The organism is Streptosporangium brasiliense (assembly GCF_030811595.1).
Taxonomy (GTDB): Bacteria; Actinomycetota; Actinomycetes; order Streptosporangiales; family Streptosporangiaceae; genus Streptosporangium; species Streptosporangium brasiliense.
The window spans coordinates 3,237,054-3,252,219 of sequence record NZ_JAUSRB010000002.1 but is presented as its reverse complement, the minus strand read 5'-3'; the positions used below and the strand labels follow the sequence as shown (position 1 = coordinate 3,252,219).

Below are 15,166 nucleotides of genomic sequence, written 5' to 3'. Positions count from 1 at the left end.
GGCCGGTCAGACGCCGCTGTGCAGGCTGGACAGGCTGGTGCGCATGAGCGAGTCGACCCCGCGGGCGGCCATCGGCCGCGCCACCAGGAAGCCCTGCCCCCGGGTGCAGCCCATCTCGCGCAGCAGCTCCAGCTGCTCGGGGCGCTCGATGCCCTCGGCGACCACGATCAGCCCCAGATCGTGGCCGAGCCGTACGATCGTGCGGGTCAGCAGCGTCAGCGTCTCGTCGCGGCCGAGCCCGGACACGAACGACGGATCGATCTTGATCATGTCCACCGGGAGCTGCCTCAGGAACGCCAGTGAGGCGTAGCCGGTGCCGAAGTCGTCGATGGCCAGCCGTACCCCGAGCCGGCGCAGCTCCGACAGCCGGGTGATGGTCTCCTCGGCGTCTTCGACCAGCATCTCCTCGATGACCTCAAGGGTCAGCGCGCTGGGCGGCAGGCCGCTCTCGGCGAGCGCCGACTCGACGGTCTCCACGAAGCGCGGCGCCATGATCTGCCGGGCCGACAGGTTGAGCGACAGCCCGATGTCCCAGGAGGACGCGCGCCAGGCGGCCACCTCCCGGCAGGCCTCACGCAGGATCCACTCGCTCAGCGGGACGATCAGGCCGGTGTCCTCGGCCGGGCCGAGGAACTGCTCGGGCGGCACGAACGCGCTCCCCCGCCACCAGCGCACCAGCGCCTCGACGGCGGTGACGCGCGAGGTGGCCAGGTCCACCACCGGCTGGTACTCGATGGCGAACTGGTTCTCCAGCAGCGCCCGCTGCAGGTCGGCGGCGAGCTCCAGGCGGCGCACCACATCGGCGTGCATGTGCGCGGCGAACACCTCGACCCGGCGCCCGCCGAGGTCCTTGGCCCTGGCCATCGCCACGTCGGCGTTGCGGATCAGGTCGGCCGAGGACACGTCGTCGTCGGCGAAGGCCACCCCGACGCTCGCGGTCAGCGCCACGTCGCGGTCGGCGACCCGGAACGGTTCGGAGGAGACCGTGCGGACCAGCCGCTCGGCCAGGTCCACCGCCGTCTGGGCGTCCACCGCGGCCTCCAGCAGCACCGCGAACTCGTCGCCGCCCCAGCGGGCCAGGGTGTCGTCGGCCCGTACGGCGGCGCGGAGCCTGCGGGCGGCCTGACCGAGCAGGTAGTCGCCGCTGGCGTGGCCGACCGAGTCGTTGACCGCCGTGAAGCCGTCCAGGTCCAGGAACACCACGACGGCGCTGCTCGCGCCGGGACGGACCAGCACCTCGCGGGTGCGCTCCTCGAAGTAGGCCCGGTTCGGCAGGCCGGTGACGCCGTCGTGGAAGGTCAGGTGGGCGACCTGGTTGCGCAGCGCCTCCTGGTCGCTGACGTCACGGGTGGTGACCAGCAGCAGGTCCTCGCCGCGCACGTGCCGGGTGGCGACCGACTCGGTGGGCCGCCAGGTGCCGTCGGCGGCCCGGACCCGGCAGGCGATCATGCAGGTGCCCGGCGCCTCGACCGGCTCCTCGTCCAGGCTCATCGCGCGCAGCGCCACCTGGATGCCGGGCGCGTCCTCGGGGTGGATGTAGTCGAAGACCGTCCGGCCGACCAGCTCCTCCGGGCGATAGCCGTAGGTGATCTCGACGCCCTCGCCGATCTCCCGCACCACGCCGTCGTAGTCGCACAGCAGGACCACGTCGCCGGTGCTCTCGGCCAGGTCCTGGAGCTGCCGCTCGCCGAGGTCCACCAGGCGCCGCATCCGGCCCGTCTCCAGCAGCACCACGAACATGCGCACCACCAGGACGCCGACGATCGACGCCGCCACGACGGCCAGGACCACGACCGGCCCCTGCACCCGGCCACCGAGCACGCGCAGGAGCACGACCACGGTGGCCAGCGCGACGAGGATCAGCGGCAGGGCCGCGATCAGCGAGGAGGCGGCGGGGCCGACAGACGGCCGCCGGTCGTTGTCGGGGTCCATGGCGCGTGCCGTGCGCCGGCTCCACGGGACCGCCGCGAGCAGCAGGAAGGCCGCCGGCGCCGGCCACACCCCGAGCGGCGACGGGGCGTCGCCCACCCGGGCCAGCGCGGTGACCGTCTCGGCCGCCGTGATGGCCCCCAGCACGGCCAGCGCCGCCAGGCCCATCGGCCAGGCCGAGCGCCGGACCGGCACCACCACCGGGCCCACGGCACAGGCGAGGATCAGGCACACCAGCGGCGGGGCGACGGTGACCGCGAAGGTGCCCGCGTCGTCGGCGTGGCGGTAGGCCGGGCCCAGCAGGAGGACCCAGCCGATCACGAAGAGCGAGGCGGCGCACATGTAGGAGTCGGCGAGGTCGCGCAGCAGCGCCCGCCCGTGCGACGGCCGGGTGGCCGACAGACCGGTGCCGACGGTGAGCATCGCCGTGCCGACGAGGACCACCAGGTCGGCGAAGGTCACGACGAAGGGTGTGCCGTCCGCGAGCGGCCGCACCCCGATCCCGACCAGCCAGGTGACCGAGCCACCGGCCAGCCAGCGCCAGGCCGGCGCCCTGCGCCGGTCGGCGCCCCGTACGACCGCGACGGACAGCGAGACGGCGGCGATCGCGGCGGCGACGACACCCGCCACCGCGCCGACGATCACGGCCGGAGCACCACTGAGAAGGGCGGCAACGAGCCCCGCCGCGCCGGTCGCGGCGGCGGCGGTCAGCGCTACCCGGGGGTCACGCCAGCGGATCAATGTCGTCTGCCCATCAGTGTCGGTTCGTCTCGCTTCCGCGACGGCACACGGCCAGTGTGTGCTCTCCGGCCGGTACGGGTGGTGACAACGCCGCAGTCGTCACCGATCTGATAACCATGCGAGCGATCAGGATCGCAGTTAATCACCGTACGCACCGGAGGTCACGGGGCAGCCACGGTCCGGATTCCTTTCCCGGTCGGTACGGACAGCGGTCAGTAAACACCTGGTGGGAACGGGTCAATAACGTTACAGATCACAGTCAGTATGAGCCGGTAATCAGGTTTTTGAGCGGTTCGCCCGCCAGATAGCGCAGGAGCTGGGAGCGGAGGAGCCTCAGCAGGCGCCGCCCGGACGCCGGGGTGCTGCCCGCGACGTGCGGGGTGATGAACACCCCCGGCGCCGTCCACAGCGGATGCCCCGGGGGCAGCGGCTCGGGATCGGTGACGTCGAGCGCGGCCATGATCCGGCCCTTCTCCAGCTCGGTGACGAGCGCGCCGGTGTCCACCACCCCGCCCCTGGCCGCGTTCACCAGCACGGCGCCGTCCTTCATCGCCGCCAGGAAGTCCGCGTCCACCAGCCCGGCGGTCGCGGGGGTGGAGGGGACCAGCAGCACCACCACGTCCGCCCGGGGCAGCAGCTCCGGCAGCTCGTCCTGGCCGTGCACCTGCCCCCGCGCGGTCCTCGCCACCCGGATGACGTCCACCTCGAAACCGTCCAGCCGCCGCTCCAGCGCCTCGCCGATCGAGCCGTAGCCGACGATCAGCACCGTGGAGTCGGCCAGCACACCGGTGTGGCGGTAGGTCCACTCGCCCTCCCGCTGGGCGGCGGCGAAGCCGGGGAACTCCCGCAGCACGGCGATCATGGCTCCCACCGCCCACTCCGCCGTCCCGGCGTCGTGCACGCCCCGCGCGTTGCACAGCACCGTGCCCTCCGGCAGGTGCGGCCGGTAGGCGTCCACCCCCGCCGTGACGGTCTGCAGCAGACGCAGCCGGGACATCCGGCCGAGCAGCTCCGGCACCCGCGCCACCGTCAGCAGCGGCGGGATCCAGACCTCCACCTCCTCGGCCCCGTCGGGGACCGGCCCGGTGCCGTCGTAGACGACGCACTCCACATCGGGTAGATCGCTCAGGACGTCGGCGGCGGCTTCGGAGGGCACCCAGATCTTCATGGCTGCATTATCCAAGGGAAAGTCCTGGAACCTCCCGCCGTACACAGCGGTATGAATGAAGGAGGAGGTTCGCATGTCCCGGATGGCACAGCTGGCTCCCGTCCCGGCCTCGGCCCTGGTGGCGGCTCTGGTGGCGGCGCTGTCGGCAGGATGCTCGGCGCCCTCTGCCGGGTCCGCCGACACGGCGCGGACCCCGGCCGCCACCGTGACCGGCGCTCCCCCCGGCCGGCCGCGCACCCTGGTGGAGGATCTGGCCGTGCCCTGGGGGCTGGCGTTCCTGCCCGGCGGCGACGCCCTGGTGACCGAGCGCGACACCGCCCGGCTGCTGCGGGTCACCGCGGCCGGGAGGACCACCGAGGTCGGCACGGTCGACGGTGTCCGCCCCGACGGCGAGGGCGGCCTGCTGGGCGTGGCGGTCTCCCCCACCTTCGAGAAGGACCGCTTGGTCTTCCTCTACTTCACCTCCGCCCGGGACAACCGGATCGTGCGCTACCGCTACGACCGGAGCCTGACCGGCGCCACCGTGATCCTCGACGGCATCCCCAAGGGCGCCATCCACAACGGCGGCCGGCTGGCCTTCGGCCCCGACGGATATCTCTACGCCACCACCGGCGAGACCGGGGACAGGGCCCTGGCCCAGGCCCTCGGCTCGCTGGCCGGCAAGATCCTGCGCATGACACCGGACGGCAGGCCCGCCCCCGGCAACCCGTTCGGGAACGTCATCTGGAGCTACGGCCACCGCAACGTCCAGGGCCTGGCCTGGGACCCGTCCGGCCGCCTGTACGCCAGCGAGTTCGGGTCCGACGCGTTCGACGAGATCAACCTCATCAGGAAGGGCGGCAACTACGGCTGGCCGGAGGTCGAGGGCGTCGGCGGCGGCTCCCGCTACGTCGACCCGGTCGTCACCTGGAGCACCGACGAGGCGTCCCCCTCCGGCATGGCCTACGCGGACGGCTCCCTTTGGGTCGGCGCCCTGCGCGGCGCCAGGCTCTGGCAGGTCCCCCTCGCCGCCGACGGCACGGCCGGGACCCCCGTAGCCAGGTTCGAGGGCCGGTACGGCAGGCTCCGCGCGGTCGCCGCCGCACCCGGCGGCCTTCTGTGGATCGGCACCAGCAACAAGGACGGCCGCGGTACCCCCCGCCCGGGAGACGACCGCCTTCTCGTCGTGACGCCGTAGCGTCCGCGGGGCGGGCCGCGCGTACCCCGCACGCACGGCCTGCGGGCCCCGGGAGCGCGTGCGTGAACCGCCGCGCGCGGCCGGCGGGCCGCGGGACTACTCGTCCTGGCCGTCCTGGGCGGGGGTGTCGGCCTGGTCGTCCTGGGTGGGGGTGGCGGCGGGGACGCACTTGAGGTCGGTCTCGGGCTTGTAGACGGTCTTCTCCGTCTCCCGCTTGACCTCCTTGCCGTCCTGCTTGAAGATCCGGGTCACGTCGATCGTGAAGCCCTGCTGGCCGGCCATCGGGATGCACCCGGGGCCGCTGTCGGTCGCGCTCTTGAACGGGGTGAGGTCGTAGCGCTCGGAGGAGATCGACTCGATGTCGTAGCGCTTGGTGCTCCAGAAGGCGACCGTGACCCCGGTGTCGGTGTAGGAGGTCTTCACCAGCACGCCGTACTTGGAGTCGTTCTTCCAGCGGAAGTCCGGCGCGGGCCAGGAGACCGTGGACTCGCGGCCGGCCGGGTAGCGGGAGATGTAGAACTCGTGCGCCACGTGCTGGACGTCTTCGAAACCGCCGAAGAACACCGCGTTGTACATGGTGGTGACGAACTGGGAGATGCCGCCGCCCACCGAGTCGACCAGCCGGCCGCCCTGGATCATCGGCGCCGGGACGAAGCCCCGGGCCGTGTCGCGCTGGCCGATGACGCCGTTGAGCGAGAAGGTCTCGCCGGGCTTGACCAGGTAGCCGTCCAGGAGCTTGGCGATCGTGCGGATGTTGGTCACCCGGGGCAGGCAGCAGTCGTACGGGGTGGTGAACTCGCTGACCTTCTCCTTGATGCCGAGCTTGCGCGCCTCGGCCTCGGAGATGCGGGGCTGGACGGTCGTGAGGGTGACGGGGACGGTCCGGCTGCCGCCCTCGGCGACCAGCCGCGCCACGTCCTCGGCGAGCCTGCCGTCGTCGATCCCCTTGCCGCTGCGGCCGGGGACCAGCTCGGGCCTGGCGCCGACGATCCGGAAGGTGGGCTCCCGGGGGGCCAGGGCCGGGTCGACGAGCTTGCCCTCCACGGTCGCGACCGCGTTCGTGGCGTCGAACACCGGCCGCATGCCGCCGGAGTTGTCGGGCTCGAATGACAGGTGGGCGGCGAGGGTCTCCACCGGGAGCTGGGCCCGCCTGCCCGCGTGGGTCAGGGTGAGCGGGCCGGACAGGGCCTTGTCCGCGTCGGCGGCGGTCTCCTTGACGACCTCGGCCGTCACCCTGGGCTTGATCACCGAGACGGGCAGCTCGACCTCGCCGGCCGGCCCCAGGAAGGCTTTCCCGATGGCCCGGGCCGCGGCCTCCCGCTCCAGCTCACGGCCGTCGCGGGGGGTCACCGCGACCGGCTTGACGCCCTCGAAGGTGACCGCGCCCTCGCGGACCTTGAGGTCGATCTTCTTGGCCAGGGCCGTGACGGTGCTCTGCATCCGCTCGGGGTCGACGGAGACCTTGGGGCTCAGCTCGGTGGTGCCGGTCAGTGCCCGCCAGACCTCCATCGGGGTGGGGAAGCCGCTGGAGACCTGGTCGATGGTGGCGACGACGTCGAACTCCAGCCCGGCCTTCCCGGGATCGATGGAGTATTTCCTGCCCGCCGCCCGCAGGATCATCTGCTCGCCCGCCTCGCCGGGCAGCCGGTCCCTGAGCTTGTCGGCCGCCTCGGTCGCGGTCAGGCCGCCGATGTCGACGCCGTGGACGCGGGTGCCGGGCAGCATCTTGCCGGACATCACGACGGCGGGTACGGCGTAGGCGAGGCCGGCCAGCAGCAGCAGGAGCGTGACGGCGACGGCGATTCTGCGGCCCCGGCGACGGCGCGGCGGATCCTCGTAACGGGGCGAATCCGGCTGCCGGGCCTCTCCGTCACCGCCGGGCGGGGGCTCCTCGCGCGGGGACCGCTGCGGGAGGGGCCGCTCGGGCGGGGTGGCCATCTGCCAGGGCTGGGGCGGCGCGGCCGCGGGCGGCAGCCCGGCCGGCCCGGTGCCGGGCCCGGGGGGCCGGCCGAACCCGGAGGGTCCCCCGGGCCGGTCGCCTCCGGAGGGGCCGAAGATGTCGGGCGAGACGCCCGGCGGGAGCCGCGACCCGCCCTTGGGCCGCTCGCCGGGAGGCTGGCCGGGATCGCGGGCGCCCGGCCGGACCGGGCGCGAGGGGAGGGGCACCGCCGCGAACGGGTCCGTCGGTGGGTCTATCGACGCTCCGGCGTTCCGCACGGCCTCCGGTACCTCCTGCTGCTCTGCGATTTTTACCGGTGTCAACCCTAAACCAGATCCATCGGCCGAGGCCCGAAAAGCAGTAACGAATCAGCCCGTCCACCGGTAACGGTGCTCGGGCCGCCCGGCGGTGCCGTATTTCGGCCTCAGCTCGGCCTGGCCCGCCGCGCACAGATACTCCAGGTAGCGGCGGGCGCTGACCCTAGACAGCCCGGTGAGCGCCGCCGCCTCGGCCGCCGACACGTCGGTGCCGGTCTCCCTGAGCGCGTCGGCGACCAGGCCGCAGGTGGTGGCCGACAGTCCCTTGGGCAGCGGCGGCGGCCCTCCCCTGGCCGCGCCGAAGAACCGGTCCACCTCGTCCTGGCGGACCTCGGACCCGACGGCGGCCAGTTGCCTGCGGGTGTCGGCGTACTGGCCGAGGCGCTCGGTGAGCGCCCCGGCGGTGAAGGGCTTGATCAGGTAGTTCACCGCGCCGCCGCGCATGGCCGCGCGGACCGTGTCCACGTCGCGCGCGGCGGTGATCACCAGGACGTCGACCGGGTGGGACACGCCCCTGAGCGTCGTGAGGACGTCGAGTCCGGACATGTCCGGCAGGTAGATGTCCAGCAGCACCAGGTCGGGGCGGTGCTCGGCGACCGCCGCGATCGCCGCCCTGCCGGTGTGCACGGCGTCGACCACCGTGAACCCGGGCACCCGGGCCACGTAGCCGCTGTGGATCCTGGCCACCATGAAGTCGTCGTCCACGACGAGCACGCGGATCATCGCGGCGCCCCCCGGTCCGTGGTTCCGCCGGGCCCACCGGTCCGCTCGTCGTCTCCCCGCCCGGCCTCCCGCGGCGGGGTCCCGGCCGGCCCGTCGTCCCCCCGCCCGGCCCGCCCGTCGTCTCCCCACCCAACCGGCCCGGCCGCCCGCGGCGGGGTCCCGGCCGGGTCCTCGCGCCGGGGCAGCAGGGCCGTGAAGACGGCGCCGTCGGCGTTGTGCACCCGCACCCAGCCGCCCCGGCGCGAACACGCCTGACGGGTCAGGGCCAGGCCGAGGCCGCGCGGGCCCGCGTGTGCGATCTTGGTGGTGAAGCCCTCGCGGAAGACCTCCTCGGCCAGGCCGGGAGTGATCCCCGGCCCGGAGTCACCGACCCGGACGTGCAGGCCGTCTGTCTCGGCGCGGACCGAGACCTCGACCGTGCCGCCGACCTCATCCAGCGCGTCGAGGGCGTTGGCCACCAGGTTGCCCACCACCAGCACCGCGTCGTGGGGGTCGCCGAGCATGCCCTCCTCCACCCTGGAGTCCTCGGCGAGCACCAGGGACGCGCCCCGCTCGGCCGCCTCGGCCGACTTGGCCAGCAGCAGCGCGGCCAGGGTCGGGTCGGCGACCTTCTCCCGGATGCCGGACGCGTACCGGCCGTAGGCCTCGGAGGTCTGGGTGATGTAGTTGACGGCCGTCTCGTGCTCGCCGAGCTCCAGCAGGCCGACCACGGTGTGCATCCGGTTGGCGAACTCGTGGGCCTGGGCGCGCAGCGCGTCGGTCGTGCTGCTGGCCTGGTCGAGCTCGCGCGCCAGCCGTACCAGCTCGGTCCGGTCGCGCAGGGTGACCACCCAACCGCTGGGCTGCTCGCGGACCGCCACCGGGGTCCGGTTGAGCACGAGCACACGGTCGCGGTGGAGCACCACCCGGTCGTCGCCGGGGTCCGCGCCGTCCAGCACGTCCCGCATCCGGTCCGACAGGGGCATCTCGCGCAGCTCCCGCCCGACGTCGTGGGCCGAGAGACCGAGCAGGTCGCGGGCCGCGTCGTTGACCAGCGTCACCCTGCCCTGGAGGTCGAGGGCCAGCACCCCCTCCTTCACGCCGTGCAGCACGCCCTCGCGCTGTTCGAGCAGGGCGGCGATCTCCCGGGGCTCCAGTCCGAAGGTCTGGCGGCGGACCCGCCGGGCGATCAGCCCGGCGGCCGCCGACCCGGCGAGGAGCACGGCGAGCACGGTCCACAGCAGCGGCGGCAGCGCCGAGCCGAGCTCCTCGGCGACGGTGTCCTGGAGCACCCCGACCGAGGCCAGGCCGATGACCCGGCCGGAGGAGTCGAAGATCGGCGCCTTGCCGCGCACGGAGCGGCCGAGGGTGCCGGTCTGGATGCCGGTCCAGGTCCGGCCGCTGGTCAGGATCTCCGAGCCGTCGGTGGACAGCCGCTTGCCGATCAGGGCCGTGTTGGGGTGCGCGTAGCGGATCTGCTCCCGGTTGGCGATCACCACGTAGTCGGCGCCGGTGGCCGCCTGCACCCCCGCCGCGATCGGCTGCAGGCTCACCTCCGGCCGGGGCCGGGTGAACGCCTCGCGGACCTGGGGCAGCCCGGCGACGGACTCGGCGATCGCCAGCGCGCGCTGCTGGTACTGCCGGTCGAGCTGGCTGCGGGTGTGTTCCATCCAGACGCCCGCCGTTCCGCCCACCGCGAGGAAAACGATCACCGTCTGCAGCATGAACAGCTGGGTGCCGAGGGAGGCGTTGAGAATGCGTCGCACGAGTGAACTCCCTGGTCAGGGACCATGAAAGCAGCTGGAGATAACAGCGCGGTCGCGGCGGCCGTGACCGGCGCGACCAATACGACCGATACGACGGCAAGCTCGCAAAGGATCGACACCGTTACCTGGGACGCTCAGCATCCTCACCACGCTTTTCTTCAAGCTGTTTGGAGTTGACCATGCGTCTTCGGAGACTCGCCGCCCTGGCGGCCCTGTCCCTCGCCGCCCTCACCGCGTGCGGCTCGGGGGCGGGCTCGGGCTCCAGCGTCGGCACGCTGAAAATCATGGCCCCGGCCTCGCCCGGCGGCGGCTGGGACCAGACCTCCCGCACCGCGGAGCAGGTCATCACCTCGGCGGACCCGTCCCGCAAGGTGGAGGTCTACAACGTCCCCGGGGCGGGCGGCACCATCGGCCTGGCCCAGCTCGCCGGGGAGAAGGGCAACGGCAACCTGCTGATGACCATGGGCCTGGTCATGCTCGGCGCGGTGGAGCAGAACAGGTCGAAGGTCACGCTGGCCGAGACCACGCCCATCGCGAAGCTGACCGAGGAGTACGAGATCATCGTGGTCCCGGCCGCCTCGCCGTACAAGTCGCTGGCCGACCTGGTGACGGCGTGGAAGGCCGGACCGGCGAAGATCGCGATCGCGGGCGGCTCCGCCGGCGGCACCGACCACATCGTGGCGGGCCTGATGGCCAAGGCCGCCGGGATCGACCCCAAGCAGGTCAACTACATCGCCCACTCCGGCGGCGGCGAGGCGCTCAACGCGCTGCTGGGCAACAAGGTCGCGATGGGCGTCTCCGGCATCGGCGAGTTCGCCGAGCACGTGAAGTCCGGCAAGCTCCGGGCCCTCGGCGTGACCTCGCCGGCCCGCCTCGACAGCGTCGACGCGCCCACCCTGAAGGAGGGCGGCCTGGACGTCGAGCTGGCCAACTGGCGCGGGTTCGTGGCCCCGCCCGGACTGGACGACGCCGCCAAGAAGACCCTGACCGACCTGGTCACCAAGATGCACGACTCGCAGGCGTGGAAGGACGCGGTGGCCAAGAACGGCTGGATCGACTCCTTCCAGACCGGCCGGCAGTTCGCCGACTACCTCGCGGCCGAGCAGGCCAAGGTCAAGACCATCATCGCGGAAATGGGACTCGTCTCCTGATGTACTCCACCGAAGATCCGGCCGGCGCCACCGAGCGTGGCGCCGCCCCGGCGCACTCATGGCGGCGGCCCGAGCTCGTCCTGGCGCTGGTCGTCCTCGGGCTGGGCGCGTTCGTGATCCTGGGGACCGCGGACGTCAGCGCCGCGGGCTCCTCGCTCGGGCTGGGGCCCCGGTTCTTCCCGGTCCTCGTCGGCTCGGCGCTGCTGCTGATCGGGCTGTGCTACGTGATCGACGTGATCCGGGGCGGCCACGGCGACCCCGAGGAGAGCGAGGACGTCGACGCCGGCGCCCGGGCGGACTGGCGGACGGTCGCGCTGGTGAGCGTGATCTTCCTGGCCTTCGCCGGGCTGCTGGACCTGCTCGGCTGGATCATCGCGGGGGCGCTGCTCTTCTTCGGCCTCTCCGTGGTGCTCGGGGCCACCCGGCGCCTGCACGCGGGTGTGATCGCGATCGTGCTGTCCACGGTCACCTACCTGGCCTTCGTCAAGGGCCTGGGCGTGACGCTGCCCGCGGGGCTGCTGTCGGGGGTGGTCTAGGTGGAGTCGTTCCAGCTCCTGATGGAGGGGTTCGCGACCGCGCTGACCCCGGTCAACCTGCTCTACGCGCTGGTCGGGGTCACCCTCGGCACGCTGGTCGGCGTGCTCCCCGGCATCGGCCCGGCCATGACGGTGGCGCTGCTGCTGCCGATCACCTTCACCGTCCCCCCGGCCAGCGCGTTCATCATGTTCGCCGGCATCTACTACGGCGGCATGTACGGCGGGTCGACCACCTCGATCCTGCTCAACACGCCCGGTGAGAGCTCCTCGATGATCACCGCGCTCGAGGGCAACAAGATGGCCAAGCGCGGCCGGGCCGCCCAGGCGCTGGCCACCGCCGCCATCGGCTCCTTCGTCGCGGGCACGATCGCCACCGGGCTGCTGGTCGTCGCGGCCCCGCTGGTGGTGGACTTCGCGATCTCCTTCGGCCCCGAGGACTACTTCGCGCTGGCCGTCCTGGCCTTCACCGCGGTGTCGTCGGTGCTGTCGCGCTCGGTCGTGCGCGGGCTGGCCTCGCTGGGACTCGGCCTGGTCATCGGGCTGATCGGCATCGACCAGCAGACCGGTCAGGCGCGGCTGACCCTGGGCGTGCCGCAGCTGCTCGACGGCATCGACGTGGTGATCGTCGCGGTCGGCCTGTTCGCGCTGGGCGAGGTGCTCTACGTCGCCTCCCGGCTGCGGCACAGCGAGCCGGAGGTCACCCCGGTGGGCCGGGCCTTCCTCGGCCGCTCCGACTGGTCGAGGTCCTGGCGGCCGTGGCTGCGCGGCACCGCGCTCGGCTTCCCCTTCGGGGCGCTGCCGGGTGGCGGCGCGGAGATCCCCACCTTCCTGTCGTACTCGATCGAGAAGCGCCTGGCCCGCGGGACCGCCCGCGAGGAGTACGGCAAGGGCGCCATCGAGGGCGTCGCCGGCCCCGAGGCCGCCAACAACGCCTCGGCGGCGGGCACCCTCGTCCCGCTGCTCACCCTGGGCCTGCCCACCTCGGCGACCGCCGCGATCCTGCTGGCGGCCTTCCAGCAGTACGGCCTGCAGCCCGGTCCCCAGCTCTTCGACCACAACCCGGCGCTGGTCTGGGGCATGGTCGCCTCGCTGTTCATCGGCAACACGATGCTGCTGGTGCTCAACCTGCCGCTGGCCCCGCTCTGGGCCCGGGTGCTGCACATTCCCCGGCCCTACCTGTACGCGGGGATCGTGCTGTTCGCCGTCCTGGGCGTCTACGCACTCAACTCCTCCTGGGTGGAGCTGGTCATCCTCTACATCTTGGGCATGCTGGGCTTCGCGATGCGCCGTTTCGGGCTCCCGGTGGCCCCGGCCGTGATCGGCATGATCCTGGGCCCGATGGCCGAGATCCAGCTCCGCCGGGCCCTGGCCATCGGCGCGGGCGACGTGACGGTCCTGGTCAAGAGCCCGGTGGCGGCGGTGCTGCTGGCCGTGTCGCTGCTGGTGCTGGCCGCCCCGCTGGTCAGGAAGCTGGTCACCCGCCCGTCACGCGCCGCGTAGCCGTCCGGACGCCGGGCACCCGCCTGGACGGATGCCGGGCACGTGCCCGGGTGGACGCCGGGCGCCCGCCTGGACGGACGCTGAGCACGTGCCCGGCGGCGCCGGGGCCGGCCCCGCCGTGCCGGGGATCGGCGGGGCCGCCGGTCCGGCCGGGGCTACCGCTGCTCCAAGGTGTCGACGGGCTCCTCAGCCAGGCGCCGGCCGTCCTCTCTGGCGAAATAGGAGCAGGAGGCCCATCCCGTGGTCCCCGCCGGCAGCCCGGAGGCCGATCTGCCGCCCAGACGGAACTTGCACCAGCCGCTGGAGGAGTCCAATATCTGGCCGTAATCGCCGTAGTAGAGAAGACCGATCACGTACGGGCCGCCGGGGGTGGAGCGCAGGCGGACGCCGTCGGCGATGATGACAGCATCCACCCCGAGAGCCGCCGAGAAGCCGGAAGCACCGGCCTGAGCTGGGGTGACGGTCGCGAGCGTCCCGCCGGCGACGGCCAGCACCACGGCCACGAGCGCCAAATGCCTTTTCACGCGTTCTCCGATCCTGAGGGGCTGGACAGCGCCACAGAGAAAAGGGTGACTGACGTGATCACTGTGCAAGTAATCAATAATTGCGTCAATATGTGCGTGATATTAAAAATGAGAATTACCACATACAAAAGGCCCCGCCGATCTTTCGATCGGCGGGGCCTCCGCGGTCCGCCCGCGGGGTGGTCCGGGAAGGCCCGGACCGCCCGTGGGCGTCCGGACGGCTACTCGGAGACGCCGAGCCTGTCCAGCAGCAGCTCACGGGCCCGGCCCGCGTCGGCCTTGCCGCGGCTGGCCTTCATGACACCGCCGACGAGAGCGCCGACCGCGGCGATCTTGCCGCTGCGGACCTTGTCGGCGGCGGCGGCGTTGTCGGCCAGGACCTGGTCGATGATCGCCATCAGCTCGCCCTCGTCATTGACGATCTGCAGGCCGCGCGCGGCGACCACCTCGTCCGGGGAGCCCTCTCCGTTCAGCACACCCTCCAGCACCTGGCGGGCCAGCTTGTCGTTCAGCGCCCCCCCGGCGACCATCGCGCACACCCGGGCGATCTGGTCCGGGGTGATCGACAGCTCGCCGAGCGGGACCCCCGCCTCGTTGGCCCGGCGGGCCAGCTCGCCCATCCACCACTTGCGGGCGTCGGCCGGCGGCGCGCCGGCCGCGACCGTCGCCTCGACCAGGCCGATGGCGTCGGCGTTGTGCATGGCCGCCATGTCGAGGTCGGAGACGCCCCACTCCTGCTGGAGCCGCTTGCGCCGGGCGTTCGGCAGCTCCGGCAGGGCGGCCTTGAGCGAGGCCACCCACGCGACGTCGGGGGCGATCGGCACCAGGTCCGGCTCGGGGAAGTAGCGGTAGTCCTGCGCCTCCTCCTTGGACCGGCCCGAGGTGGTGGTGCCGCTGTTCTCGTGGAAGTGGCGGGTCTCCTGCAGGATCCGACCACCGCCGGCCAGGATCGCGGCCTGGCGCTCGATCTCGCCGCGGACCGCGCGCTCGACGCTGCGCAGCGAGTTGACGTTCTTGGTCTCGGTCCGGGTGCCCCACTCCGAGGACCCGCGCGGCATGAGGGAGACGTTCACATCGAAGCGCATGGAGCCCTCCTCCATGCGCACGTCCGAGACGCCGAGGCCGCGCATCAGCTCACGCAGCTCGGTGCCGTAGGCGCGGGCGACCTCGGGGGCGAGCCGGTCGGTCCCCGGGATCGGCTTGGTGACGATCTCCACCAGCGGGATGCCCGCGCGGTTGTAGTCGACGATCGAGTAGTCGGCGCCGTGGATGCGGCCGGTCGCGCCGCCCACGTGGGTGGACTTGCCGGTGTCCTCCTCCAGGTGGACCCGCTCGATCTCGATCCGCACGATCTTGCCGTCCACCTCGACGTCGAGGTAGCCGTCGAAGCAGAGCGGCTCGTCGTACTGGCTGATCTGGTAGTTCTTCGGCATGTCCGGATAGAAGTAGTTCTTCCGGGCGAAGCGGCACCACTCGGCGATCGAGCAGTTGAGCGCCAGGCCGATGCGGATCGTCGACTCGATCGCCGCGGCGTTGGCCGTCGGCAGCGCCCCGGGCAGGGCCAGGCAGACCGGGCAGACGTGGGTGTTCGGCGGGGCGCCGAACGTGGTCGGGCAGCCGCAGAACATCTTCGACGCCGTGCCCAGTTCGACGTGGGTCTCCAGGCCCAGCACCGGCTCGAAGCGCTCCAGCGCCTCGTCGTACGGCATGAGCGTT

General features: G+C 72.6%; 11 protein-coding genes. 4 read left to right on the top strand and 7 right to left on the bottom strand.

Annotated elements, in window-relative coordinates; all coding sequences use genetic code 11:
- Positions 1 to 6 precede the first annotated feature (6 nt).
- Together J2S55_RS23595 and J2S55_RS23590 are read right to left on the bottom strand one after the other, a co-directional pair.
- On the bottom strand, positions 7 to 2,667 hold the full coding sequence (locus tag J2S55_RS23595) for a putative bifunctional diguanylate cyclase/phosphodiesterase (RefSeq protein WP_370879794.1): 2,661 nt from the start codon (positions 2,665 to 2,667) through the stop codon (positions 7 to 9).
- A 262-nt stretch (positions 2,668 to 2,929) separates the two neighbouring features.
- A complete protein-coding gene (locus J2S55_RS23590; protein ID WP_306864910.1) occupies positions 2,930 to 3,838 on the bottom strand; it encodes a 2-hydroxyacid dehydrogenase in 909 nt (302 codons plus the stop codon).
- Positions 3,839 to 3,911: 73 nt separating this feature from the next.
- Here J2S55_RS23590 and J2S55_RS23585 point away from each other — a divergent pair, with 73 nt between their 5' ends.
- On the top strand, positions 3,912 to 5,015 hold the full coding sequence (locus tag J2S55_RS23585; protein ID WP_306864908.1) for a PQQ-dependent sugar dehydrogenase: 1,104 nt from the start codon (positions 3,912 to 3,914) through the stop codon (positions 5,013 to 5,015).
- Between the two features lie 96 nt (positions 5,016 to 5,111).
- On the opposite strand, the gene J2S55_RS23580 is transcribed toward J2S55_RS23585, so the two are convergent.
- The 3 genes from J2S55_RS23580 to J2S55_RS23570 form a co-directional block, all read right to left on the bottom strand.
- Positions 5,112 to 7,232 carry a VanW family protein gene (locus J2S55_RS23580; protein WP_306864905.1) on the bottom strand — a complete coding sequence of 707 codons (2,121 nt, stop codon included), beginning with the start codon at positions 7,230 to 7,232 and terminating at the stop codon, positions 5,112 to 5,114.
- Positions 7,233 to 7,322: 90 nt separating this feature from the next.
- Complete coding sequence (locus tag J2S55_RS23575) at positions 7,323 to 7,994, bottom strand: response regulator (protein ID WP_306864902.1); 672 nt, start codon at positions 7,992 to 7,994, stop codon at positions 7,323 to 7,325.
- A complete protein-coding gene (locus J2S55_RS23570) occupies positions 7,991 to 9,739 on the bottom strand; it encodes an ATP-binding protein (RefSeq protein ID WP_306864899.1) in 1,749 nt (582 codons plus the stop codon). The genes J2S55_RS23575 and J2S55_RS23570 overlap by 4 nt, the downstream gene beginning before the upstream one ends.
- Before the next feature lie 179 nt (positions 9,740 to 9,918).
- Here J2S55_RS23570 and J2S55_RS23565 point away from each other — a divergent pair, with 179 nt between their 5' ends.
- From J2S55_RS23565 to J2S55_RS23555, 3 genes are read left to right on the top strand one after another with little or no spacing between them, the layout of a single operon-like run.
- On the top strand, positions 9,919 to 10,890 hold the full coding sequence (locus J2S55_RS23565; protein ID WP_306864895.1) for a tripartite tricarboxylate transporter substrate binding protein: 972 nt from the start codon (positions 9,919 to 9,921) through the stop codon (positions 10,888 to 10,890).
- Complete coding sequence (locus J2S55_RS23560) at positions 10,890 to 11,426, top strand: tripartite tricarboxylate transporter TctB family protein (protein WP_306864892.1); 537 nt, start codon at positions 10,890 to 10,892, stop codon at positions 11,424 to 11,426. The genes J2S55_RS23565 and J2S55_RS23560 overlap by 1 nt, the downstream gene beginning before the upstream one ends.
- On the top strand, positions 11,427 to 12,926 hold the full coding sequence (locus tag J2S55_RS23555; RefSeq protein WP_306864889.1) for a tripartite tricarboxylate transporter permease: 1,500 nt from the start codon (positions 11,427 to 11,429) through the stop codon (positions 12,924 to 12,926). It begins immediately after the preceding gene.
- 155 nt (positions 12,927 to 13,081) lie between these two features.
- Here the strand turns inward: J2S55_RS23555 and J2S55_RS23550 are convergent, their stop codons facing one another.
- Together J2S55_RS23550 and gatB are read right to left on the bottom strand one after the other, a co-directional pair.
- Complete coding sequence (locus J2S55_RS23550; protein ID WP_306864887.1) at positions 13,082 to 13,450, bottom strand: SH3 domain-containing protein; 369 nt, start codon at positions 13,448 to 13,450, stop codon at positions 13,082 to 13,084.
- Positions 13,451 to 13,671: 221 nt separating this feature from the next.
- Positions 13,672 to 15,159 carry an Asp-tRNA(Asn)/Glu-tRNA(Gln) amidotransferase subunit GatB gene (gene gatB / locus J2S55_RS23545; RefSeq protein WP_306875541.1) on the bottom strand — a complete coding sequence of 496 codons (1,488 nt, stop codon included), beginning with the start codon at positions 15,157 to 15,159 and terminating at the stop codon, positions 13,672 to 13,674.
- Positions 15,160 to 15,166 lie beyond the last annotated feature (7 nt).